Below are 21,387 nucleotides of genomic sequence, written 5' to 3'. Positions count from 1 at the left end.
ATCAGGCTGGTGGTGCGCCGATGGCGTCCGGGTGGGCGTCTTTGAACGCGTCCAGTGCCTCTGCGGCCGCAGCGGCGCGCAGGATCTTCGGAAAACCGGACACATCCACACCCCAGCGGTTGGCATTATACAGCTGAGGCGCAAGGCAGCAGTCGGCCATGGTCGGCGTTTCGCCGTGGCAGAACGGGCCGTTGTCTTCCAGAAGGTTCTCGAAGGCGGCAAGGCCCTTGCCGATGAAGCGTTGCATCCAGGCTTTCTTGGCATCATCGCCACCACCGGTCAGTTCCGCCACGTGGCTGACAATGCCGAGATTGCAGACCGGGTGGATTTCCATGGCAATCGCATAGGAGAGCTGGCGCACCTTGTACTGGCCGTCGACGTCTTCCGGCATCAAGGTGGAACCGGGCGTGGTCGCGTGCAGATATTCGATGATGGCCAGCGACTGCGTCAGCGTCTTGCCGTCGACAATCAGCGCCGGCAGCAGGCCCTGAGGGTTGAGAGCGAGATAGTCGTCTTTCAGTTGGGCCCGGGTCAAAAGGTTCACCGGCCGGTACTCGGCCTCGAGCTTCAGCAGATTGAGCGCGATGCGAACGCGATAGCTCGCCGAAGACCGCCAGTAGTCATATAAAACAATATCTTTCGCCACGAATCTCTCCCAGCAACGCAGTGTGCATTGATACACTTATTTGGCCCTGAATTGGCAAGTCCATCTGTGCCAAATGGCTTCATGAGCCGATTATTGAGAAGCTGGCGAAAGCGGTTGCGCCCTCAGCTAAACGCAGCGCCGATCCACCTTCATCGATGACCTTCGTCTGTCTTTATCCTCACCGCCGCCTTCAGGACCCGCAGCCTCGTTCAGTCTTTGCGGCGGGTTTGAAAGATCCGGTCCGACATGTCTTTTGCCGGCGCAACAACGTGTTGAGGATCCAGCTCCTTCTGCCAATCCAGACCGACAGGGGCAATCTTTGCGAGGGCTTCGGCAAAGGGGGCACTGTCCTTTGCTGCGGCTGCGACAAGATCCTTTGCTTCAGCGCGGGAGACGCCGTTGCGGGCGAGAACGAAACTGGCGGTCTCGGCCGTGATTTCTGGGTTCGACTCCAACGTAGAAGCCAGTTTGATCTCATTCGCCTGCAGGCTGGTGGCTAGATCTTCTGCGTGAACCAGCGCAGCACCGGCAGCCAGGAGCATCTGCGGCAGGAAATGCCACTCCAGAGGCCAGGCGGTGCCGTCGCGCTCCTCCAGTGGGCTGGCGGCAGCGGCTAGTCCGGCCTGTGCGGCAATGGCAATGGTGTTGAGCACCTGGATGGTCTCAGCCTGCACCGGGTTGGCCTTTTGCGGCATGGTCGATGACCCGCCGCCGGTGCCGCTGGAAAGCTCCGCAATGTCCGTGCGTCCGGAAAGCGCCAGGTCTCCCGCCATCTTGGCAAGGGCCGAGGTAACCTGTTGCAGCCAGCCGGCAAGCGCCAGAACCGGGGTCCGGTTGACGTGCCACGACGGGCTGTCCTCAAGGCCGAGCTCCCTTGCAAGGGCTGCCGAGACGGCGGTTCCGTCCGGAGCGATTGCACTGTTGATGCCCGATGCACCGCCGAACTGGACGCGTAAGACGGCAGTTCGGAGCGCGGGCAGCGCATTTTCCGCGTCGATCAGCGGATGGGCCCATTGCGCGATCCGGTAGCCGAGAGTGATCGGTGTCGACACCTGGCTGCGGGTGCGGCCCGCCATGAGTTGCCCCGCATGGCGTTCACTCTGCCGTTCCAGCGTGTTGATCAGCTTTTCCAGCCGCGCGCCCAGGATTTCGAGTGCCACTTTCGCCTGCAGAACCATCGCCGTGTCGATGACATCCTGGCTGGTCGCCCCCCAGTGCAGCCACGCCCCTGCGTCGGCCCCAAGCTGCTTGCGCAGTTCCGCGACAAGCGCCGGAACAGGCACACCGGCGGATCGTGTGCCCGCCGCAAGGCTGGCGGGGTCAATCTGAATGTCGGCTAGCTTTTCCGAGATCTCCTGAGCGGCCTGCGCCGGAATGATCTCCAGACTCCCCTGCACGGTGGCCAGGGCACGCTCGAAGGCAATCATATGCGCGACGTCGCTGCGATCATCGAGTAACCGGGTCAACTCGCCGTCGGCAAAGAGGCTGGCGTGGATCTGGCTGGAAAAGAGAGAAAGAGGCATGGCTCGGCTGGGTCTCTGGATGGGCCCTTATTGAGAGCCAAGTGGAAAGGCGGGTCAAGCCGCCTTCAGCGGCAGTCCCAGGATCTCGCGCGCCTGCTGCCAGGTAGCGACGGGGCGTTCGTATGTCTCGCAAAGATCCGCCGCCCGTTTCACAAGCGCCGCATTGGAAGGAGCAAGGGTGTCCCGGTCAAGGCGGATGTTGTCCTCCAGGCCGGTGCGGGTATGACCGCCTGCAGAAATACACCACTCGTTGAGCGTGAGTTGATGTTGCCCGATGCCGGCGGCACACCATTCCGCGTCCGGTGCCAGCCGTTCAACGGTTTTGATGTAATAGTCGAAAACATCCCTGTCGACCGGCATGGCGTTCTTCACGCCCATGACGAACTGCACATAGAGCTTGCCGGGAATACGTCCGTCCCGGTTCATCGCGGCCGCCTGATGAATGTGGCTCAGGTCGAACGCCTCGATCTCCGGTTTCACGTGATGGGCGCGCATCTCGCTGGCGAGCCAGTCGACCAGATCCGGCGGGTTCTCATAGACCCGGGTTGGGAAATTGTTGGAGCCGACCGAAAGCGACGCCATGTCGGGCTTCAGGGCAATCATGCCGCCCCGTTCCCTGCCGGCGCCTGAACGCCCGCCAGTGGAAAACTGGATGATCATGCCGGGGCAGTGTTTTTCCAGCCCTTCCTTCAGCCTAGCGAACTTCTCCGGATCGGAGGACGGCGTTTCATCGTCGTTGCGCACATGGGCGTGGACGATGCTTGCACCGGCCTCGAAGGCTGCCTGCGTGCTTTCCACCTGCTCCGAGATGGTGATCGGTACCGCCGGGTTGTTTTCCTTCTTCGGCAGCGAACCGGTGATCGCGACACAGATGATGCAGGGTTTGGACATGTTTCACGCCGTTCCGGTTTCGCCAGTGTCGTCCGTGCAAAGAGCACGGCGACTGTTGCTTTGCTCCCCCTCATCCTGAGGAAGCGCTTCAGCGCTGTCTCGAAGGATGGGCCACATACTCGGAATGTGCCGCCCATCTCTCGAGACGCTTGGTGTGACCAAGCTCCTCAGGATGAGGAGGAGTTGTTTTGTGCCTTCTCAAATATCGAAGAACACCGTTTCGTCCGGGCCTTGCAGCTTGACCTCGAAACGGTAGACCGTCTTGCCGTCACGCTCGGTCTTGCGGGCGATCAAGGTCTGGCGACGCTTTTCCCATTCGATCAGGTTGATGACCGGGTCGGCGGCGTTGGCTTCGGCCTCGTCCTCGAAGTAAAGGCGCGTCTGAAGGCCGACGTTGATCCCGCGTGCGACGATCCAGAGGCTGATGTGAGGCGCGGAAACCTTGCCGTCCGGCAGCTTCACCGGGCCGGGCTTTACGGTGTCGAACCCCCATTCGCCGGTGTCGAAATCGGTGATGACCCGGCCCCAGCCGCGAAATCCGTCTTCGACGTCACCGGCATGTTCGGGATGGGCGTAAATGCCCTCGCTGTTGGCCTGCCAGGTTTCCAGCATCACGTCCTTGATCGGCGAGCCCATGCCGTCGATGACGACACCCTCGACGCGGATGCGTTCGCCCTTGGCGTTGGGTCCGGCAATGTCCCAGCCCAGTTCCTGCCGGTAGATGTCGAAACCGGCGGCGCCGGGAGCAAGACCGATATGAACGTAAGGTCCGGCCGTCTGGGAAGGCGTTTCCTTAAGATAGTCGAGTTGCTGCGTCATGATCAGTTCCCCTCCGGCCGGTTTTCGAACAGGGTCGAGCGGCGTCCGCGCAGGACGATGTCGAACTTGTAGGCGATCGTGTCGAGCGGAATGGTGGCGTTGAGGTCGAGCTTGGCGACAAGCTGCTCAATCGCTGCCGGATCGGGAATGGTGTTCACGATCGGGCATTTGGCGATCAGCGGATCGCCCTCGAAATAGCATTGGGTGATCAGGCGCTGGCAGAAGGCGGTGCCGAAGATCGACATGTGAATATGCGCCGGCCGCCAGTTGTTTACCCAGTTGCGCCAGGGATAGGCGCCCGGTTTCACCGTGCGGAAATAATAGTAGCCGTTCTCGTCGGTCAGGGTGCGGCCGCAGCCACCGAAATTCGGGTCGATGGGCGCAAGATAGGTGTCCTTCTTGTGCCGGTAGCGCCCGCCTGCATTGGCCTGCCAGATCTCGACCAGAGTGTTCGGGATCGGCTTTGCGTTTTCGTCCAGCACCCGGCCATGCAGGATGATCCGCTCGCCAATCGCGCTTTCACCCGACTTGGCATAATTGTAGATCAGATCCTTGTCGAGCGGGTCGATGTCGTTGTGGCCGAAGGTCGGCCCGGTGATCTCGCTGACGTTGTTTTCCAGGCTGATCATCGAATATTGCGGCGAACGGGACACGCTGGTCTTGTAGTTCGGCGTGTGCGCAGGCGGATGCCACTCGCGGTCCCGCTGGTAGAAAGGTCCGGGTTTCAACATCGATTTTCCTCCGTTAACCGCCTGTCGCGGTCAGCTTCTGGCCGCTGCGTTCCATTTCGGCGTAGGTTTCCTTGGCGATCTTCAGCGCCTGGTTGGCACGCGGCACGCCGGCATAGACCGCCACATGCTGAAACGCCTCGAGCACGTCCTGCTTGCTGGCGCCGGTGCGGGCGGTGGCGCGGATGTGCATGGCAATTTCCTCAAAATTGCCGAGCGCCGCCAGCAGCGCGAGTGTCAGCATCGAACGCTCCCGTTGGCTGATCCCCTCCGACGCCCACACAGTGCCCCAGGCCCCCTCGGTGATCAGGCTCTGAAACGGTTCGTCAAATGGTGTCTTGGCGGCTTCCGCCCGGTCGACATGTTCATCGCCAAGCACCGACCGCCTGACCTTCATGCCGGTTTCAAAACGCTCAGACATGGAGGTCCTCCTTCAGAAAAGTCATGAGATGGCCGGTAAAGACATCCGGCTTTTCGACGCAGGGCAGGTGCCCCACACCGGAAATTTCGACATACCGGCTGCCCGGCACCAGGTCCGCCGTGCCGCGCACCATGGCGGGCGGGCTGGCAAGGTCCTCGCTGCCGCCGATACCCAGTACGGGCAGGCGGAGCTCTGACGTGCTGTCCGTCAGATCCGTGCCGGCAATCGCCTCGCAGCAGCCGAGGTAACCTTCGACCGGCGTGCGGACCAGCATGTGACGCCAGGCCAGACAGTCGGCCGTGTGGCGAAAATCTGCCGAAAACCAGCGATCCAGAATCGCATCGGCAAGGCACTCGATACCGCCCGCGCGGATCTTTGAAATGCGGTCCTGCCACATGACGGCTTCGCCCATCTTCGCGCCGGTGTTGGAGAGCACCAGGCCCTTGATGCGTTTCGGCTGTCGGTGCGCCAGAAGCTGGCCGATCATGCCACCGATGGAAAGCCCGACGAACATGCAGGACCCGATTTCAAGATGATCGAGCAGATGTTCCGCGTCGCTGGCGAGAGCGTCCATGGAGTAAGGACCGCGCGGGCAGGACGACAGGCCGTGGCCGCGTTTGTCGAAACGGATCAGCCGCAGGCCAGTCTCTGGCAGAAGGTCGATGACATTGTCCCAGAGCCGCAAATCCGTGCCGAGCGAATTGGCAAAGACGACGGGCGTGCCGTCAGGATCGCCATCTTCGCGCCAGTGAATGTCGGCTCCAGGCAAGCTCGCGATCTTCATCAGTAGGGTAGCCCCACATAGTTCTGCGCAAACCACTTCTGCGCAATTTCATTGTGGTGCAGCGACTCGATTTCCGCCCGCTGCATCTTGAGGTCGAAGTCGGACTGACCCGGGAACCTGTGCAGCATGTTGGTGGTCGCCCAGCTGAAGCGCTCAGCTTTCCAGATTCGTGCCAGGGCCTTTTCCGAATAGGTGTCGATGCCGTGGCTGTCCTTGTCCTGATAGTAGTGCACCAGCCCCTCATAGAGATAATGCACGTCGGACGCGGCGGTGTTGAGACCCTTGGCGCCTGTCGGCGGCACGATATGGGCCGCATCACCGCACAGGAACAGGCGTCCCCAGCGCATTGGCTCGCTGACGAAGGACCGCAGCGGGGCAATGGATTTCTCGATGGAAGGTCCGGTCACCAGCTTGTCGGCAATGGCTTCGGGCACGCGGCGTTTCAGTTCGTCCCAGAACTTCTCGTCGGTCCATTCGAAGATGTCGTCGCTGACATCGCACTGGACATAGTAGCGCGACAGGTTCTCGTTGCGCATCGAGCAAAGCGCGAAGCCGCGTGTGGAGTTGGCATAGATGAGTTCCTCGTGCACCGGCGGCGTCTCGGAGAGAACGCCCAGCCAGCCGAAGGGAAACACCTTCTCGTAGTCCTTGCGCACGGTGTCCGGAATGGTCTTGCGGCTGACGCCATGAAAGCCGTCGCAGCCGGCCACGAAATCACAGTCGATCCGCCGCGCGCTGCCGTCCACGGTGAAGGTGACATAGGGCGCGTCCGTGTCCGCGTCCCGGATCTCGACCCCTTCGACCTCGAAGATCGTCTGCCCGCCAACCGCATCGCGCGCGTCATAGAGATCGCGCGTGACTTCCGTCTGCCCGTAGACGACGACGTTCTGGCCGATCAGCTTCTGGAAGTTGATGGCGAACATCTCGTTTTCATAGGAGATGCAGGTGCCGTCATGGACGAAGCATTCCTTGTCCATCCTCTCGGCCACACCGGCCTCGCGCATCATGTTGACGAGGCCCGTTTCCAGAATGCCGGCCCTGATGCGGCCAAGCACATATTCGCGTGTCTTGCGTTCGAGAATGATGGTCTCGATGCCCTTCAGATGAAGAAGCTGCCCGAGCAGCAGGCCGGACGGTCCACCGCCGACAATGACAACCTGAGTTCGCATCCGAACCTCCCTTGTTAAAGGGATATTGAATGAACGAAATAGTGAAGTAAAATGAGATATTCAGCTTCTTTCTTTCCAAAAAGAGAAACTAAATGATCGACCGTCGCATCAAGTTCCGGCATATCCAGTGTTTCGTCGAGATTGCCCGGGAGCGCAGCCTGAAACTGGCCGCCGACAAGTTGAACCTGACGCAGCCGGCGATCTCCAAAACGCTCAAGGAACTGGAAGACATCATCGGTGCCAGTCTGATGACGCGAAACCGGGCCGGCATCGCGCTGACCAAGCAGGGCAAGGTGTTCCTGCATTTTGCCCAGATATCGCTGGCAAGCCTGCAACAGGGGCTGGACGGGGTTGAGAAGGAGGGCGAACACGCTCGCGCCACCCTGAAGGTCGGCGTTCTGCCCAGTGTCGCGGCCAGCTTCATGCCGCCGGTGATCAAGGAATTTTCGGAACTGGCCCCCCATGTCATGATCCAGATCATGGATGGGCCACACGCTTATCTGATTGACCGGCTGAAGATGGGCAAGCTCGATCTGGTGATCGGCCGTCTCGGCAGACCGGTTTCCATGGAAGGCGTTTCCTTCACCCAGCTTTATTCCGAACGGGTCGACGTGATCGTCCGGACCGGCCATCCGCTTCTCGAAAACCCGGACATCAAAAGCATTGTCGACTGGCCGGTGCTCTATCCGCCTGAGGGCGCGGCGATCCGCCCGCTGGTCGAGCGTTTCATGATTGCCAACGGCGTCGGCGAGATACCGAACAAGATCGAGACCGTTTCCGGCGCCTTCGGCCGGGTCTATACCCGCCGGACTGACGCGGTGTGGATCATTTCGTCCGGCGTCGTGCAGAACGAAACCGCCGACGGCCACCTGGTCCGTCTGCCGTTCGACACCGACATGACAAAGGGCCCCGTCGGCCTGATGACGCGTCCAGACACCCAGCCGGGAGCCGAGGAACAGGTTTTCCGGCTGGCGGTACAGTCTGTGATCGAGGAGCTGGGGTTGAGTTCCTGAGGGAAAGCCGCCGCAGCGCCCTACATCCGTGCCGCACACCCCGCCAAGGCGGCGAAATCGTCATCAAGCAGATGAACCGGAATGCCGGAAACCAGCTTCTGCTGACGGCCCTTCGCGCAAAAGGCGTTGATGAATTCCGGTTCCGCCAGAAATCTTGCCAGGCTTCTTGTGACGCCGCCTGTCAGCACGATGCCGCCGAGGGAGAGAAACATCAGCGACAGGTCGCCGATGACCCGGCCAAGAAAGGTCACCCATTGCCGGGCGGCGGCAACGCAAAGCGGATCGGTCCCGGAATTTGCCCGCTCGGCAATCTCGGCGGGCGAGAGGTCTCGCGGTGACAGGCCCTGCTCCAGACAATACCACTCGTGTATTTCCTTGAGGCCGCTGCCCGACAGCGCCCGTTCGACGGAGGCACGCCCGCGGTTGAGAGCCAGATAATTCCAGAGACGCAGTTCGTCTTCGGTTTCGACCGGCAGTGTCGCGTGGCCGCATTCTCCGGTGCCCACATGAAGACCGGTGGGTGTGTGAAACAGTGCGGCTGCATTGAAACCGGTTCCGGCCCCGACAACCAGCCGTGTCGCATTGCTGCGCAGCTTCACATCGGGCTGATGAACGGGCTGGAGCCGTTCGGCAGGAACCGCGTCCAGCGAATAGGCCAGGGCTTCGAAATCGTTCAGAAAGGTAATGTTTGCCCCGCCCAGAACCTTGCCTATGCATTCGGCACGGAATGTCCAGGGATGGTTGGTCATGCGGATGGCGGGGCCGTCGATGGGGGCCGCGATGGCGATGACGGCGGACGCGCAGGTCGGCCTTCCAGCCTCCGACAGATAGCGGCCGATGGCCGCTTCCGGCGTTTCAAAATCCGCGTTGCGGAACCGCGCGATCGTGTCTTCCAGAACCCGGCCGTTCTCCACCAGTGCCAGCCGTGTGTTGGTGCCGCCGATATCGGCGGCAAGGCCTCGTTGAATGCTCATAAGCGGTTACCCGAAACAATGTCGAAATAGGAAATCTTGGATAGATCGAAGGCAATGGGCACACGCTGACCGGCGTCAACCGGCGCATCAGCGGACAACCGCGCAATGGCTTCCGTCCCCCCGAGCTGAACGACCGCATAGGTGTCGGCACCGGCCGGTTCGACCACATCCAGAAGGCATTCGGCGCTTTGCAGGGTGCGCCCGTCGATGCCGCTGGCCCGCATGCCGAGATCCGTCATGGCTTCCGGACGCAGGCCGATGATGAGCTCTGCCGTACCGCCGGCAGCCAGGTTTTCAGGTCCCCGGCCATGGTCGAACAGTTCCAGCGGTGGACCTTCCGGTGTCGGGATCTGCAGCCGGACATGATCGCCTTCGCGGGTTGCCGTGCCTGTCATCAGGTTCATGGAGGGCGCGCCCATGAAGTCGGCGACAAAGGCATTCACCGGCGTGTTGTAGATCTCCTGCGGCGTACCGATCTGTTGCACCACGCCGTCCTTCATCACCACGATCCGGCTGGCCAGCGTCATGGCCTCGATCTGGTCATGGGTGACATAGACGATGGAAGCGCCCGTCGTCTGGTGGATGCGCTTGATTTCCGTGCGCATGGTCACGCGCAGCTTGGCATCGAGATTGGACAGCGGTTCGTCGAACAGAAACAGCTTCGGTTCACGTACCAGGGCCCGTCCCATGGCAACGCGCTGGCGCTGTCCGCCGGAAAGCTCCGCCGGGCGGCGATGCAGCAGGTGCTCGATTTTCAGAAGATCCGCGACCTCGGCCACCTTCCGTTTCTTCTCCGCCTCATTCACCTTTCGCACTTCAAGGCCGAAGCCGATATTGCGTTCAACGCTCATGTTGGGAAACAGGGCATAGGACTGAAACACCATGGCGATGTCCCGGTCGGCGGGTTCATCGTTGGTGCGGTCCTTGCCGGCAATGTGAATGGTGCCGGAGGAAATGTCGGTCAGGCCGGAAATGCAGCTCAGCAGCGTCGATTTTCCGCAGCCGGACGGCCCGACGAGAACAAGAAACTCACCGGGCATCATGGAGAGATTGATGTCCTTGAGGACATCGACGTCGCCATATCTCTTCTGCAGGCTGCTGATTTTGAGGATGGGATCTTGCGTCATTGCAGCGTTCATTCCTTTTCAGTCTCCTGCTTGAGTCAGCCCTTGACGGATCCGGCGACGAGCCCGGAGACGATGAATTTCTGGAAAGCGATGGCGAGAATGGCCGGCGGGAGTGTCGCCAGAACGCCAACCGAGGCGATGACGCCGTAATCGGTCACGCGCCCGGCAGAGAAATCCGCAATCGCCACGGGAAGCGTTTTCGCGCTGAGGTCGTTGGTGAAAATCAGGGCGTAGAAGAACTCGTCCCAGGCCACCAGGAAGGACAGCATCGCGGTGGCGGCAATGGCCGGCAGGGCCAGCGGCAGCACCACTTGCCGGATTGTATAGGCGGTTCCCGCCCCCTCCATGAAGGCGGCCTGTTCCACTTCCACCGGCAGAACGTCGATATTGGCCTTCATCAGCCAGGTGGCGAAGGGCAGCAGCATGGCCGTGTAGACGATGATCAGCGTCACGGTGTGGTTCAGCAGGCCCAGGCTGCTGAAGGTTGAATAGAGCGGCAGCACATAGGTGATCGGCGGCATCATGATCGTTGCCAGGAAGGCAAACAGCAGCACGATAGACGCCTGCCGCCTGGAAAACGCATAGGCAGCGGGAATCGCCAGCAGAAGTGCGGCTGCCGTGGCTCCGCCCGCTGTCAGGAGCGAGTTGCGCAGCGCCATCAGGAACCGTTCGCCATTGCCGCCTTCCAGGCTCAAAAGGTTGGCATAGCGGCTGAAGTCGACTTGCGAGGGGATCCAGCGCAGAGGAACTTCGGTCAGGTCCGTCGGCGCGCTGATGCTCATGACGGCAAGCCAGAGCAGCGGTCCTGCGGTGAAGGCGGCCAGCAGCAGGGCGCAGCCGTAAAGCAGGATGGATTGAACGAGCGAGCGTTTCATGCCGCGCCTCCCGCCGTCTGCCGCTTGGTCGCGGAATAATAAAAGACGATCAGCACGGCACTTATGCCGGCGACAAGCACCGCATAGGACGCACCGCTGCCGCTTCTCAGGTAGTTGAAATATTCCTGGTAGACGTAAAAGCTCGCGGTCTTGGTGCTGTCCGCCGGGCCACCGCCGGTCATTACGTAAATGATGTCGAAGACGCGGAAAGCCTCGATGGTTCGCAGCACCATCACCACCATCAGCGGACCCGCGATCCAGGGCAGGGTGATCGAGCAGAAGCGCTTCCAGGGCCCGGCGCCTTCGATGGCGGCCGCCTTGCTGAGATCCTCCGGCACGGTCTGAAGGGCTGCCAGGGCGACATAGGCCACCAGCGGGAAGTTTTTCCAGACATCGGCCAGAACCACCATGTTCATCGCCGTTGCCGGATCGCCGATCCAACTCCGGTAGTCTGAAATAATGCCGAGCTGAAACAGCAGCGAGTTCAGCGCGCCGTAGTCAGGATGATAGATCAGCCGCCAGGCAACGGCGTTGACGATCGTCGGCACCGCCCAGGGCAGAATGATGAGCGCCCGCAACAGCGTCCGGCCGCGAAATTCCTGATTGAGCAGCACGGCAACGGCGATGCCGAGTACACCTTCCAGCCCCACCGAAACGATGGTGAAATAGAGCGTCCGGAAGAGGGCATCCTGAAAATCGGGATCGGTAAGCGCGTAGACGTAGTTTTCCAGGCCGATGAAATGCACCGGCTCCGGCAGTGCTGAAATGCGCGTGTCGGTGAAGCTGAGCCACAGCGTATTGGCCAGCGGTATCAGTGTGATCAGCGCGAGTACGGCAAGGGCCGGCGCCAGAAGGATCCATTTTTCACGTTTCTGGCGTCGGCCAAGCATGGTCAGTCTCCTGTCAAACGCAAGCTTAGCGGATCCGCTTCACGCGGTTCGCGGCAGCGTCCAGCGCTTCATCCACGCTTGCCTGCCCGAGCAGGACCTGATGGATGTTCTTTTGCAGGATGTCGGACACTTCCGTGTAGGACGGCACCAGAGGGCGCGGATACATCACCGCGATGGACTCTTTCGCCGCCGCGATCAGGTCTTCCTGGCCTTCCATCACCTTCGGTTCGGAATAGGACGCCTTCCAGATCGGCAGGCTGAGTTTTGCATAGTCGTCCTGAACGTTCTGCTGCGTGAGGAACGAGATATAGGCCCAGGCTTCGTCCGCATGCGGGCTGTTGGCCGGAATGCCCAGCCCCATGGAGCCGTTGACGCTGGAGGCGGTGGACTTGCCCTTGACGCCTGGTGCGGGCGCAACCTTGACCTTGCCGGCTACCTTGCTTTCCTCGGGATCGTTCGCAAGGGCGTTCATGTAGGTCCAGTTGAGCGCGAAGGCCGCTTCGCCGTTGGAGAACACGCGCCGGACATCTTCTTCGAAATATTCGCGTGAAGACGGATTGGTCAGGCCTTCGTCGAGTGTCGCCTTCATGAAGCTGACCGCGTCCTTGGCACCGCCGGTGGTAAAGGCCGGCTCACCGTCCTTGAAGAAGGCACCGTCATAGGCAGCCGTCAGCGTGGTGAAATCGCAGATCATGGCTTCTGACTGCGACCAGCTCCAGACCAGCGGATATTCCACAATGCCCTTGTCCTTGATCTGCCTGGCCTGTTCCGCCAGTTCTGTCCAGGTTTTGGGCGGTGCAGAAATGCCGGCTTCTTCCAGCATTTCGGTATTGTAGAAGAGGTATTTCGTATCGAGGATCCAAGGCATGCCGTAGCGCTTGCCGTCATACTCGACAGTCGTCCAGGCGCCGTCGAAAACCTTGTCGGTATAGTCGGCAGGAATGCGGTCGGTGACATCCTGCAGGAAGCCGCGCGTTGCAAATTCGGCCGGCCAGATCACGTCGAACAGCACAACATCATAGCCGTCGTCACCTGCGCCCGCTGCCGCGATGATCTTGTCGTGCAGAGCCTCATAGGGAACGAATTCCAGCGCCACGGTGACGCCGGGATTGGCTTCCTCGAATTTGGCGGTCATCGACTCGATGTCTTCTTCACTGTAAGCCGCCTGGCTCATGAAAAGTGCGTTCAAGGTGGTGTCGGCCAATGCCGTCGTGGTCATGGCCAGGGTCGCGAATGCGGACCCCAAAATCATCTTTCCAAACGTGTTCATCTCGCCCTCCGGTTTTTGTGTAGGCGAGGCATCCTATCTTCGATTTTTTTATTTTGTCAAATTGATAGAAAAAATAATTTCTGGTCTATTGGAGCCATGAACGACAGTGCGCCGATGCTCCCCTCCTTCCGTACCAGCGGTACAAACCTCACCCGCGCCAAGACGCATAATCACCGCGTCGTGCTGGAAGTCATCCGCACGCGAGGGCCGATAGGTCGTACGGAAATATCTGAAATCACTTCGCTTTCCCGCCAGACGGTGCAGAACATCGTCGGTGAGCTGGAAAGCCGCGGTATCGTCGAAATGCATGCCCAGAAGGCCAGGGGGCGCGGCCATCCGGGCATGATGGTGAAGCTCAGGTCCGATCACGCCTACAGTCTCGGTTTCCACGTCGATCGGCTGTCGGTGACGGCGATCGCCTGCGATCTGCTGGGCAATATTGCCTGGCAGTCGACTGCCGCCATGGCCGCGGCCACACCCGAGGCAGCCAACAGCCGGATCCTGTCGATGGTCGAAGACTTCCGCGCGGCCCATCCGGCCATGGCCGAACGTCTGTTCGGTGTCGGCCTGGCGGCACCCGGTCCCTTCGAAACCGGAGCGCAGTCATTGAGCGGAACGGACGCCACCACCTTTTCGGATTTCGGCTTGCCGGAAAATCTGGCAGAGCTTCAGACGGCGGTCGGCCTGCCTGTGGTGCTGCAGAACGATGCCTCCGCCGCGGCGCTGGGCGAGCACGTTTACGGAATAGGCCGCAGTTTCAGCAGCTTCGCCTTCATCCAGTTCGGCATGGGCCTTGGCGCCGGGTTTGTCCTCAATGGTGCGCTCTATCCGGGAGCATCGAAAAACGCCGGTGAAATCGGTCATGTGCTGATCGACCCGAAAGGCCCAGCCTGCTCCTGCGGCAACTCCGGATGCCTCGAACGCTACCTGTCATTGAATGCGCTGTGCGAAAGGCTTGGTCTGGAACCGACCGAGCCGGGCTCTGTCGCGCGGATCGAGGCCTTGTTTGCCGAGCGGGATCCGGCAGTTCTCGGCTGGATTTCAGATGTCGCGCCGCTCATGCGCCAGATGATCAGCATGGTCGACATGATGCTCGACCCGGAAGCGCTGATCCTCGGGGGTATCATTTGCCCGGATTTCCTGCAGGCGCTCCTCGACAGCGCGTCCCCGCTTCCCCGCCGTCTTGACGGTTCGCCGGAAGAAGACAGGATCCGTATCGGCACGTCCGGGGCAACGGCAGTCGCCCTCGGCGCCACAGCCGCCGCCGTCGACGCCCTCTACGCACCTTCGGTCTCGCACCTGCTGCTGTGAGGCCGCATTTCTCGCACTTAACCGAAAAGCGACCCTCATGCTGAGGAGGACCGTCAGGTCCGTCTCGAAGCATGGGCGGCATATCCCGGGCAAGCAGCCCATCCTTCGAGACGCCGCCAGGGCGGCTCCTCAGGATGAGGTTGGTGGGGAGTGTCGGTAAATCCGCCCCTAGCTCAGCCCCAGCATCTTGCGGATCTGTTCCTGGTCGGTCTCACCACCGGCGAAATCGTCGAAGGCCTTGTCGGTGACTTCGATGATGTGGTGCTCGATGAAGGGTGCACCTTCTGCGGCACCCTGCTCCGGCGACTTCAGGCAGCATTCCCATTCCAGAACGGCCCAGCTGTCATAGCCGTATTGCGCGAGTTTGGAAAAAATGCCGGAGAAATCCACCTGTCCGTCGCCCAGCGACCGGAACCGGCCCGCGCGGTTGACCCAGCCCTGATAGCCGGAATAGACGCCCTGGCGTCCGTCCGGATTGAACTCGGCATCCTTCACGTGATAGGCGCAGATGCGCTCGTGGTAGATGTCGATAAAGGCCAGATAATCGAGCTGCTGCAGCAGGAAATGTGACGGGTCGTAGTTGATCTTGCAGCGCTTGTGACCGCCGAGCGCCTCCAGGAACATCTCGAAGGTTGCACCGTCGAAGACATCTTCGCCCGGGTGGATTTCATAGCCGACGTCAACACCGTTTTCGTCGTAGACATCGAGGATCGGTTTCCAGCGGGCCGCCAGTTCCTTGAACGTTTCGTCGATGAGCCCTGCGGGTCGCTGCGGCCAGGGGTAGAGATAGGGAAACGCCAGCGAGCCGGTGAAGCTGACGGAGGCACTGAGGCCAAGCCGCTTGCTGGCAATCGCCGCCTTTTTCATCTGGTCGACAGCCCATGCCTGCCGCGCTTTGGGGTTGCCGTGAACTTGCGATGGCGCAAAACCGTCGAAGGCCAGGTCATAGGCCGGATGTACCGCAACGAGCTGGCCCTGCAGATGCGTCGACAGCTCGGTGATCTCGACGCCGGCATCTGCGCAAATGCCTTTGACTTCATCGCAATAGGCATCGCTTTCGGCGGCCTTGTCGAGGTCGAACAGGCGGCTGTCGAAGGTTGGGATCTGGATCCCCTTGTAGCCAAGGTCCGCAGCCCATTTGGCAATTGCGGGAAGCGAATTGAACGGCGCATCATCTCCGGCAAACTGGGCCAGGAAAAGCGCGGGTCCTTTGATCAGTCCAGCCATCATTGTCTCCCAAGTTTAAACGGGGCGTTGCAAGGCTGGTGCCTCACGTTCCCTCTGGCGCGTATGAAAATCTGCTGAAATCGGCGGTTTTTCCCTGTCCGGTTATGTCGAAGGCCAGCATGCCGACAAAGGCTCCGGTAAACGAGCCGTGTTCACCGCGCCCGCCTTCATCCGAAATCACGCTGGCATCCAGATCCGGCCCGAAGGGGGTCCAGTCACCGTCCTGCTGCCGCCAGAAGAAACGCTGGAGAGCACCGTTGACGTCGACTGCAAGCTCGACCGGTCCGTCGGCAAGCGCAATCGGATCCACCGGAAACGACATGCGCCCGTCCGGCCAATCACCGGGGCAGGAAAGGATCGTCAGGCAGCGGCCGAGCCGTTCCGTCCAGCTGACAGCCAGAAAATGGAACTTGTGCCGGTTGTAATAAGTCGTCAGTCCGGCCGCCTGCTGATAGGTGGTCGGAACAAAGTCTGTCAGGGTCGTTTCCGCGCGGTAGCTGAGGTGTTCCTGCCGCCGGGCCACCAGCGATTGCTCGTACCAGCTGCCGATGCTTTCCCGCCCGGTCAGGCGCAGGGCTTTGCCCGTCAGCGAGAACAGCCGCTCTGGATAAGGCGTGCGCAACCACTGGAACTCTGGCGGTAAGCTGTCGCCGGTGAAACTGCGTTCCACCCGTTGAAGTGGACGCGGTTCTGCCGCAGACAGGCCCGGAACCTCGACTTTCGGAACCGTGCCTTCCTGTTCCAGATAGAGCCAGCCATCGTCCCGCCATTCACATTTCTGGATCGCGGTTTCCCGTCCCAGTGGCGAGAACCGTCCCGGCAACGGCCGGGAACACAGATGGGTATGGTAGACCTTGCCGTCCGGCGTCTCGACGATCTGGCCATGGCCCGCCCGCTGCAGCGGGGCGTCCGGCGTGTCCTTGGAGGTGATGAGATGGGTCTGCGGGTGGAGTTCGTAGGGCCCTTCGATGGACCGGGAACGGGCCATCGTGACGGCGTGATCGTAGCCGGTACCGCCTTCGGCAACGGTCATATAATACCAGCCGCCGCGCTTGTGGAGATGCGGGCCTTCTGTCAGTCCATGGGGGCTACCTGAAAAGATCTTGCGGATCTCGCCTTTCAGCCCTTCGTTTTCGGACCATTCCTGCAGCAGGATGCCGTCAAAGGCCGGATGGCGCGGGTGCCCGCCAACGGAATTGGAAATGTGGTTCCATTGCAGCACCAGGAACCATGTGCGGCCGTCGTCATCATGAAACAGCGACGGGTCGAACCCGTGCGAACTCACATAGATCGGGTCGCTCCACGGCCCCTCGATTGAGGGGGCCGTGACGATGTAGTTATGTGCATCCTTGAAATTCCCATCCAGCCGTTTGACGTCCGTATAGACCAGCCAGAACCGTCCGTCCGCGTAGGAAAGGCACGGCGCCCAGATACCGCCGCTGTCCGGATTGCCGCGCATGTCGAGCTGGCTCGCCCGGCTCAGGGGCCGGCAGGCCAGATCCCAGTTGACCAGGTCTTTTGAGCGGTGGATCTGGACACCCGGATACCATTCGAAGGTCGAGGTGGCGATGAAGTAGTCATCGCCCGCCCGGCAGATCGAGGGGTCCGGGTTGAACCCCGGCAGGATGGGATTTCGGATCATTTCCGGCTGGGTCCTTTCCGTTCCGCCGAGGCCGCCCAAAGGTTGATGTCCGCCTCGCGGGTGGTTTCCTCGATCAGCTTCAGTTCGTCCTGGGAGAACTGGAGATTGGCAATCGCGCCGACACAGTCCGCCACCTGGCTGCCCCGGCTTGCACCGATCAGCGCCGTGGTCACCCGGCCGTTGCGCAACACCCATGCAAGGGCCATTTGGGCCAGCGTCTGGCCACGCGTTTCGGCGATCTCATTGAGTGCCCGGATCGTGGCGAGGTTTTCTTCGCTCAGGAACTGGGTCTTCAGCGATTTGCCCTGGTTCGCCCGGCTGTCTTCCGGAATGCCTTTCAGATATTTGCTGGTCAGCATGCCCTGGGCCAGCGGCGAGAAGGCGATGGAGCCGATACCGAGGTCGTCAAGCGTATCCAGCAGGCCGTCCTCCTCAACCCACCGGTTGATCATGGAATAGCTCGGCTGGTGGATCAGGCACGGCGTGCCCAGGTCCTTCAAAATGGCGGCCGCTTCCCGTGTCCGTTTGGAGTTGTAGGACGAGATACCGGCATAGAGCGCCCGGCCGGACCGCACGATGTGGTCGAGCGCCATCATGGTCTCTTCCAGTGGTGTGTCCGGATCGAAGCGGTGCGAATAGAAGATGTCGACATAGTCGAGCCCCATCCGCTTCAGCGACTGGTCGCAGGACGCAATCAGATATTTCCGGCTGCCCCATTCGCCGTAAGGCCCTGGCCACATTCCGTAGCCGGCCTTGGACGAAATGATCATCTCGTCCCGATAAGGCGCGAAATCGGTCCGCAGCAGTTCGCCGAAGGCGGTTTCCGCCGATCCGGGCTTCGGTCCGTAATTGTTCGCCAGATCGAAATGGGTGATGCCGAGATCAAAGGCGGTCCGGGCAATCTCCCGTTTCCTGTCGAGCGGCGTGTCGTCGCCGAAATTGTGCCACAGGCCCAGCGAGATCACCGGCAGTTTCAAGCCGGATTTCCCGCATCGGCGGTATTCCATGGTGTCGTAGCGCGATTCCGCTGCTGTCCAGGTCATTTGCTATCCTGTTAAACGAGAAGGTCTTTCGCCGCCTGCGGGTCCAGGGCTTCCGGGCGCTCGCAGGTGGTTTTGATGTCAATGAACGTCCCACTCTCACCGGAGGCGAGAATCGACGTCATCACATCGACAACATGCAGAGCAAACTCCAAAGAGCAACGGTGTGGCCGGCCTTCCAGGATGGCGAGGGCCATATCGGCCAGGCCCGCTGTCCGGTAGTTGGCGTGTCCGCGATCATTCGCCTTGGAGAACGGGTGCTGCCAGGCTTCAGATAGCGTTACGAAGCTGCCCTTGTCGGTCATGCGCACTTCGCCGCCGAAGAAATTCGGATCCGGCACATGCAAGGTGCCCTCGCGGCCATAAAGCTCCATGTTGGAATGGCCGTGCTGCCAGACATCCCAGCTCGCGCAATAGGTGATCTGAGCGCCGGACTGGAATTGCATCACCGCGTGAATGGTCGTCGGTGTTTCCACCTTGATCTTGTCGCCATGGCGCGGCTGCGAAGTGATCGTGCGGTATTCGGAGCCTGAAGAACTCATGGCACAAACCCGCTGCACCGGCCCCAGAAGCTGAACCAGATTGGAAACGTAATAGGGTCCGAGGTCGAGGATCGGGCCGCCGCCGGGCTGGAAGAAGAAATCCGGGTTCGGATGCCACATTTCCATGCCCGGGCTCTGCACGAAACAGGTTCCTGAAGTCACCTTGCCGATGGCGTCACTGTCGATCAGGTGCCGCACAAGCTGGTGCGCACCGCCCAGGAATGTGTCCGGCGCCGAGCCGACCCGAAGGCCTTTTTCCTTTGCAATCGCGGCAAGGGACTGGCCCTCTTTCAGGCTCAGCACGAACGGTTTTTCCGAATAGACGTGCTTGCCGGCCTCCAGAACCTGTCTGGAAACCTCGTAGTGAACTGCGGGCACCGTCAGGTTGACGATAATGTCGATATCGCTGGCTGCCAGAAGGCCGTCGACGGTTTCAGCCCTCAGGCCGAATTCTTCCGCGCGCGCCTTGGCGGCCGTTTCGTTGATGTCGGCGCAGGCGCGCACCTCAATGCCATTGAAGAGCGGAGAAAGGCGCATGTAGGCGGCCGAAATGTTTCCGCACCCAAGGATGCCAATGCCAAGTGTCTTGCTCATGGGGTTTCCTCAGTAGGCGCGGAAGGCTGCGATGGAGCGGGTTGCGAAACGGTCGTAGTCCGACGGTTTGTCGTGTTCCATCACGAACAGATCGACCCCTGCACCCTTGAGGGCCTTCATGAGGCCTTGCCAGTCCATGGTGCCCTGGCCGACATCCGCCCAGCCATCCTCGTCGGTGCATTCGCCCTCGGGCGCGATGTCCTTCACATGGGCGGTGGTGATGCGGCTTGCGTATTTCTCGATCCAGTCGAGCGGGTCCTGGTTGCCGCGCACGATCCAGGCAATATCGGCTTCCCATTCGATGGATGGAGCAGCCTCCAGCAAGATGTCCATCGGCAGCCGACCATCGGCGCAGGTCTCGAATTCGAAATGATGATTGTGCCAGCCAAACCGCAGGCCGGCATCGCGGATCTTCTGGCCGATGGTTTCCAGCCGTTCGGCGATGGACTGCCACATGGCCGCGTCCGGAATGCGCTGCTCGGGCGGCACGGCGGGAACGAAGATTCGCTCCATGCCCAGGGTCCTGGCAGTGTCGATCACCTTGGCGAGGTCGTCCTCGAACTGCTCCATGGGAAAGAAGTGGCCCGACGGCATCTTGAGGCTCTGGGCGTCGAGCATGTCGCGAAAGGCGGCGGGGTTCTCGTAATTGCCGCCGAAGCCTTCGACCTGGGTATAGCCAAGGTCGGCAAGCCGCTTGAGAACGCCGTCCCAGGGGGTGAAGTCGCGAGCGGAATAGAGCTGGAAGGAAATATCCATCTTGAGTGTCCTGAAGTGTGGGCCTGACGTGAAGGAGGCCGGTCTAGAGCCGGGATTCCGTTGTTTTGTCGAAAAGATTGGCGCGGGCCGGATCGAAGCCGACGGAAATGGCATCGCCGTGCCGGACAGTTGCCTGGCCGTCCATCCGTACCCAGAGGGCCTTGTCACCGATGGTGAAGCGGACAAGCGTATCCGAGCCTAGCGGTTCCACCAGTTCCACCGTGCCGGCGAACTGCACAAGGGCCATTTCGGCCTCCGCGCCGCAGACCATGTGCTCCGGACGGATGCCGAACCACGCCGGACCTGTTGCCGGAGGGCCGTACTGGAAGTCATAGCCGTCAAGCGAGAAGGACTTTCCGCTGGATGTGAACCGGTACTTGCCACCTGTTTCTTCCAGGGTGCCGTCAAAGAAATTCATCGACGGTGATCCGATGAACTCGGCCACATATTTGCTGGCTGGCCGGTTGTAGATCTCGTGGGGCGAAGCCAACTGCAGGATCTGACCGCCGCGCATGATGGCGATCCTGTCGGCCAGCGTCATGGCCTCGATCTGGTCGTGGGTGACGTAGATCATGGTGTTGGAGAGCTTCTGGTGAAGCTGTTTGATTTCGACCCGCAGGTCCGCCCGCAGCTTGGCATCCAGGTTGGAAAGCGGTTCATCGAACAGGAACACGTCGGCGTCGCGCACCAGGGCCCGGCCGATGGCGGCGCGCTGGCGCTGGCCTCCGGAAAGGGCGGCCGGCTTGCGGTTGAGCAGCGGCTCGATCTGCAGGATCTTCGCCGCCTTGTTCACCCGTTCCTCGATTTCCGCCTTGGGCAGGCCCGCATTCTTCAGACCGAAGCTGAGGTTCCCGCCAACGGTCATCTGCGGGTAGAGCGCATAGGACTGGAACACCATGCCGATGCCGCGCTGGGAAGGCTCAGCCCAGGTCACGTTGCGCCCACCGATGAAGATCTGACCGCCGGTGACATCCAGCAATCCGGCAATGCAGTTCAGCAAGGTGGACTTTCCGCAGCCCGACGAGCCGAGCAGCACGAGAAATTCGCCCCTCCCGACATCGAGGTTGAGATCCTTCAGAACGTCGAGGCTTCCGAAACTCAAGGACAGGTTCTTGATGGAGATGCTTGGTTCCATGGGTCGTCTC

At 61.0% G+C, this 21,387-nt stretch carries 21 protein-coding genes; 2 read left to right on the top strand and 19 right to left on the bottom strand.

The features are described 5' to 3' along the window. Nucleotide 1: 1 nt before the first annotated feature. The 8 genes from maiA to pobA form a co-directional block, all read right to left on the bottom strand. Complete coding sequence (gene maiA / locus AC2A6O_RS23725; RefSeq protein ID WP_498930796.1) at nucleotides 2-646, bottom strand: maleylacetoacetate isomerase; 645 nt, start codon at nucleotides 644-646, stop codon at nucleotides 2-4. Nucleotides 647-855: 209 nt separating this feature from the next. Continuing rightward, the gene (locus AC2A6O_RS23720; protein WP_498930794.1) at nucleotides 856-2,169 is read right to left on the bottom strand and encodes a lyase family protein; all 1,314 of its coding nucleotides are present in this window, start codon (nucleotides 2,167-2,169) and stop codon (nucleotides 856-858) included. A 54-nt stretch (nucleotides 2,170-2,223) separates the two neighbouring features. Further along, nucleotides 2,224-3,060 carry a 3-oxoadipate:acetyl-CoA acetyltransferase gene (locus AC2A6O_RS23715; RefSeq protein ID WP_498930793.1) on the bottom strand — a complete coding sequence of 279 codons (837 nt, stop codon included), beginning with the start codon at nucleotides 3,058-3,060 and terminating at the stop codon, nucleotides 2,224-2,226. Nucleotides 3,061-3,258: 198 nt separating this feature from the next. Continuing rightward, nucleotides 3,259-3,879, bottom strand: coding sequence for a protocatechuate 3,4-dioxygenase subunit alpha (gene pcaG, locus AC2A6O_RS23710; protein ID WP_022999300.1), 621 nt, complete (start codon nucleotides 3,877-3,879; stop codon nucleotides 3,259-3,261). 2 nt (nucleotides 3,880-3,881) lie between these two features. Next, nucleotides 3,882-4,610 carry a protocatechuate 3,4-dioxygenase subunit beta gene (pcaH, locus tag AC2A6O_RS23705; protein ID WP_498930791.1) on the bottom strand — a complete coding sequence of 243 codons (729 nt, stop codon included), beginning with the start codon at nucleotides 4,608-4,610 and terminating at the stop codon, nucleotides 3,882-3,884. Between the two features lie 13 nt (nucleotides 4,611-4,623). Further along, on the bottom strand, nucleotides 4,624-5,028 hold the full coding sequence (gene pcaC, locus AC2A6O_RS23700; protein WP_498930789.1) for a 4-carboxymuconolactone decarboxylase: 405 nt from the start codon (nucleotides 5,026-5,028) through the stop codon (nucleotides 4,624-4,626). Continuing rightward, nucleotides 5,021-5,812, bottom strand: coding sequence for a 3-oxoadipate enol-lactonase (gene pcaD, locus AC2A6O_RS23695; RefSeq protein ID WP_498930787.1), 792 nt, complete (start codon nucleotides 5,810-5,812; stop codon nucleotides 5,021-5,023). The genes pcaC and pcaD overlap by 8 nt, the downstream gene beginning before the upstream one ends. Continuing rightward, nucleotides 5,812-6,981 (bottom strand): 4-hydroxybenzoate 3-monooxygenase, encoded by a 1,170-nt coding sequence (gene pobA, locus AC2A6O_RS23690; RefSeq protein WP_498930785.1) that lies wholly within the window; start codon nucleotides 6,979-6,981, stop codon nucleotides 5,812-5,814. The genes pcaD and pobA overlap by 1 nt, the downstream gene beginning before the upstream one ends. A gap of 92 nt (nucleotides 6,982-7,073) precedes the next feature. Here pobA and pcaQ point away from each other — a divergent pair, with 92 nt between their 5' ends. Then, nucleotides 7,074-7,994: a pca operon transcription factor PcaQ gene (gene pcaQ, locus AC2A6O_RS23685; RefSeq protein ID WP_498930783.1), complete on the top strand. Its 921-nt coding sequence runs from the start codon at nucleotides 7,074-7,076 to the stop codon at nucleotides 7,992-7,994. A 20-nt stretch (nucleotides 7,995-8,014) separates the two neighbouring features. On the opposite strand, the gene AC2A6O_RS23680 is transcribed toward pcaQ, so the two are convergent. From AC2A6O_RS23680 to AC2A6O_RS23660, 5 genes are read right to left on the bottom strand one after another with little or no spacing between them, the layout of a single operon-like run. Continuing rightward, nucleotides 8,015-8,968 carry a glucokinase gene (locus tag AC2A6O_RS23680; protein ID WP_498930782.1) on the bottom strand — a complete coding sequence of 318 codons (954 nt, stop codon included), beginning with the start codon at nucleotides 8,966-8,968 and terminating at the stop codon, nucleotides 8,015-8,017. Next, nucleotides 8,965-10,107 carry an ABC transporter ATP-binding protein gene (locus AC2A6O_RS23675; RefSeq protein ID WP_148581987.1) on the bottom strand — a complete coding sequence of 381 codons (1,143 nt, stop codon included), beginning with the start codon at nucleotides 10,105-10,107 and terminating at the stop codon, nucleotides 8,965-8,967. The genes AC2A6O_RS23680 and AC2A6O_RS23675 overlap by 4 nt, the downstream gene beginning before the upstream one ends. Before the next feature lie 23 nt (nucleotides 10,108-10,130). Continuing rightward, nucleotides 10,131-10,970 (bottom strand): carbohydrate ABC transporter permease, encoded by an 840-nt coding sequence (locus tag AC2A6O_RS23670; RefSeq protein WP_498930780.1) that lies wholly within the window; start codon nucleotides 10,968-10,970, stop codon nucleotides 10,131-10,133. Beyond that, nucleotides 10,967-11,860: a carbohydrate ABC transporter permease gene (locus AC2A6O_RS23665; protein ID WP_498930778.1), complete on the bottom strand. Its 894-nt coding sequence runs from the start codon at nucleotides 11,858-11,860 to the stop codon at nucleotides 10,967-10,969. The genes AC2A6O_RS23670 and AC2A6O_RS23665 overlap by 4 nt, the downstream gene beginning before the upstream one ends. A 25-nt stretch (nucleotides 11,861-11,885) precedes the next feature. Further along, complete coding sequence (locus AC2A6O_RS23660) at nucleotides 11,886-13,130, bottom strand: extracellular solute-binding protein (RefSeq protein ID WP_498930776.1); 1,245 nt, start codon at nucleotides 13,128-13,130, stop codon at nucleotides 11,886-11,888. Nucleotides 13,131-13,226: 96 nt separating this feature from the next. Here AC2A6O_RS23660 and AC2A6O_RS23655 point away from each other — a divergent pair, with 96 nt between their 5' ends. Beyond that, entirely contained in the window at nucleotides 13,227-14,441 is a 1,215-nt protein-coding gene (locus AC2A6O_RS23655) for an ROK family transcriptional regulator (RefSeq protein ID WP_498930774.1), read from the top strand. Nucleotides 14,442-14,609: 168 nt separating this feature from the next. On the opposite strand, the gene AC2A6O_RS23650 is transcribed toward AC2A6O_RS23655, so the two are convergent. From AC2A6O_RS23650 to AC2A6O_RS23625, 6 genes are read right to left on the bottom strand one after another with little or no spacing between them, the layout of a single operon-like run. Continuing rightward, nucleotides 14,610-15,668 carry a sugar phosphate isomerase/epimerase family protein gene (locus AC2A6O_RS23650; protein WP_498930772.1) on the bottom strand — a complete coding sequence of 353 codons (1,059 nt, stop codon included), beginning with the start codon at nucleotides 15,666-15,668 and terminating at the stop codon, nucleotides 14,610-14,612. 43 nt (nucleotides 15,669-15,711) lie between these two features. After that, nucleotides 15,712-17,310, bottom strand: a complete 1,599-nt coding sequence (locus AC2A6O_RS23645) for a glycoside hydrolase family 43 protein (RefSeq protein ID WP_498930771.1) — start codon at nucleotides 17,308-17,310, stop codon at nucleotides 15,712-15,714. Beyond that, complete coding sequence (mgrA, locus tag AC2A6O_RS23640; RefSeq protein WP_498930769.1) at nucleotides 17,307-18,353, bottom strand: L-glyceraldehyde 3-phosphate reductase; 1,047 nt, start codon at nucleotides 18,351-18,353, stop codon at nucleotides 17,307-17,309. Before mgrA ends, AC2A6O_RS23645 begins: the two co-directional genes overlap by 4 nt. Before the next feature lie 11 nt (nucleotides 18,354-18,364). Then, nucleotides 18,365-19,486: a Gfo/Idh/MocA family protein gene (locus tag AC2A6O_RS23635; RefSeq protein WP_498930767.1), complete on the bottom strand. Its 1,122-nt coding sequence runs from the start codon at nucleotides 19,484-19,486 to the stop codon at nucleotides 18,365-18,367. 9 nt (nucleotides 19,487-19,495) lie between these two features. Then, nucleotides 19,496-20,242 (bottom strand): sugar phosphate isomerase/epimerase family protein, encoded by a 747-nt coding sequence (locus AC2A6O_RS23630; protein WP_498930765.1) that lies wholly within the window; start codon nucleotides 20,240-20,242, stop codon nucleotides 19,496-19,498. 43 nt (nucleotides 20,243-20,285) lie between these two features. Further along, nucleotides 20,286-21,377 carry an ABC transporter ATP-binding protein gene (locus tag AC2A6O_RS23625; protein WP_498930763.1) on the bottom strand — a complete coding sequence of 364 codons (1,092 nt, stop codon included), beginning with the start codon at nucleotides 21,375-21,377 and terminating at the stop codon, nucleotides 20,286-20,288. Nucleotides 21,378-21,387: the final 10 nt, after the last annotated feature.

The organism is Labrenzia sp. ATLA3, from assembly GCF_057180185.1.
Note: the sequence above shows the minus strand (reverse complement) of the source record. Positions and strands in the feature narration are given on the sequence as shown.

Bases quoted from the DNA above. Each gene is read 5' to 3' on its own strand.
- AC2A6O_RS23720 (WP_498930794.1), bottom strand. From the start codon at position 2,169: ATGCCTCTTTCTCTCTTTTCCAGCCAGATCCACGCCAGCCTCTTTGCC.
- AC2A6O_RS23715 (WP_498930793.1), bottom strand. From the start codon at position 3,060: ATGTCCAAACCCTGCATCATCTGTGTCGCGATCACCGGTTCGCTGCCG.
- pcaG (WP_022999300.1), bottom strand. From the start codon at position 3,879: ATGACGCAGCAACTCGACTATCTTAAGGAAACGCCTTCCCAGACGGCC.
- pcaH (WP_498930791.1), bottom strand. From the start codon at position 4,610: ATGTTGAAACCCGGACCTTTCTACCAGCGGGACCGCGAGTGGCATCCG.
- pcaC (WP_498930789.1), bottom strand. From the start codon at position 5,028: ATGTCTGAGCGTTTTGAAACCGGCATGAAGGTCAGGCGGTCGGTGCTT.
- pcaD (WP_498930787.1), bottom strand. From the start codon at position 5,812: ATGAAGATCGCGAGCTTGCCTGGAGCCGACATTCACTGGCGCGAAGAT.
- pobA (WP_498930785.1), bottom strand. From the start codon at position 6,981: ATGCGAACTCAGGTTGTCATTGTCGGCGGTGGACCGTCCGGCCTGCTG.
- pcaQ (WP_498930783.1), top strand. From the start codon at position 7,074: ATGATCGACCGTCGCATCAAGTTCCGGCATATCCAGTGTTTCGTCGAG.
- AC2A6O_RS23680 (WP_498930782.1), bottom strand. From the start codon at position 8,968: ATGAGCATTCAACGAGGCCTTGCCGCCGATATCGGCGGCACCAACACA.
- AC2A6O_RS23675 (WP_148581987.1), bottom strand. From the start codon at position 10,107: ATGAACGCTGCAATGACGCAAGATCCCATCCTCAAAATCAGCAGCCTG.
- AC2A6O_RS23670 (WP_498930780.1), bottom strand. From the start codon at position 10,970: ATGAAACGCTCGCTCGTTCAATCCATCCTGCTTTACGGCTGCGCCCTG.
- AC2A6O_RS23665 (WP_498930778.1), bottom strand. From the start codon at position 11,860: ATGCTTGGCCGACGCCAGAAACGTGAAAAATGGATCCTTCTGGCGCCG.
- AC2A6O_RS23660 (WP_498930776.1), bottom strand. From the start codon at position 13,130: ATGAACACGTTTGGAAAGATGATTTTGGGGTCCGCATTCGCGACCCTG.
- AC2A6O_RS23655 (WP_498930774.1), top strand. From the start codon at position 13,227: ATGAACGACAGTGCGCCGATGCTCCCCTCCTTCCGTACCAGCGGTACA.
- AC2A6O_RS23650 (WP_498930772.1), bottom strand. From the start codon at position 15,668: ATGGCTGGACTGATCAAAGGACCCGCGCTTTTCCTGGCCCAGTTTGCC.
- AC2A6O_RS23645 (WP_498930771.1), bottom strand. From the start codon at position 17,310: ATGATCCGAAATCCCATCCTGCCGGGGTTCAACCCGGACCCCTCGATC.
- mgrA (WP_498930769.1), bottom strand. From the start codon at position 18,353: ATGACCTGGACAGCAGCGGAATCGCGCTACGACACCATGGAATACCGC.
- AC2A6O_RS23635 (WP_498930767.1), bottom strand. From the start codon at position 19,486: ATGAGCAAGACACTTGGCATTGGCATCCTTGGGTGCGGAAACATTTCG.
- AC2A6O_RS23630 (WP_498930765.1), bottom strand. From the start codon at position 20,242: ATGGATATTTCCTTCCAGCTCTATTCCGCTCGCGACTTCACCCCCTGG.
- AC2A6O_RS23625 (WP_498930763.1), bottom strand. From the start codon at position 21,377: ATGGAACCAAGCATCTCCATCAAGAACCTGTCCTTGAGTTTCGGAAGC.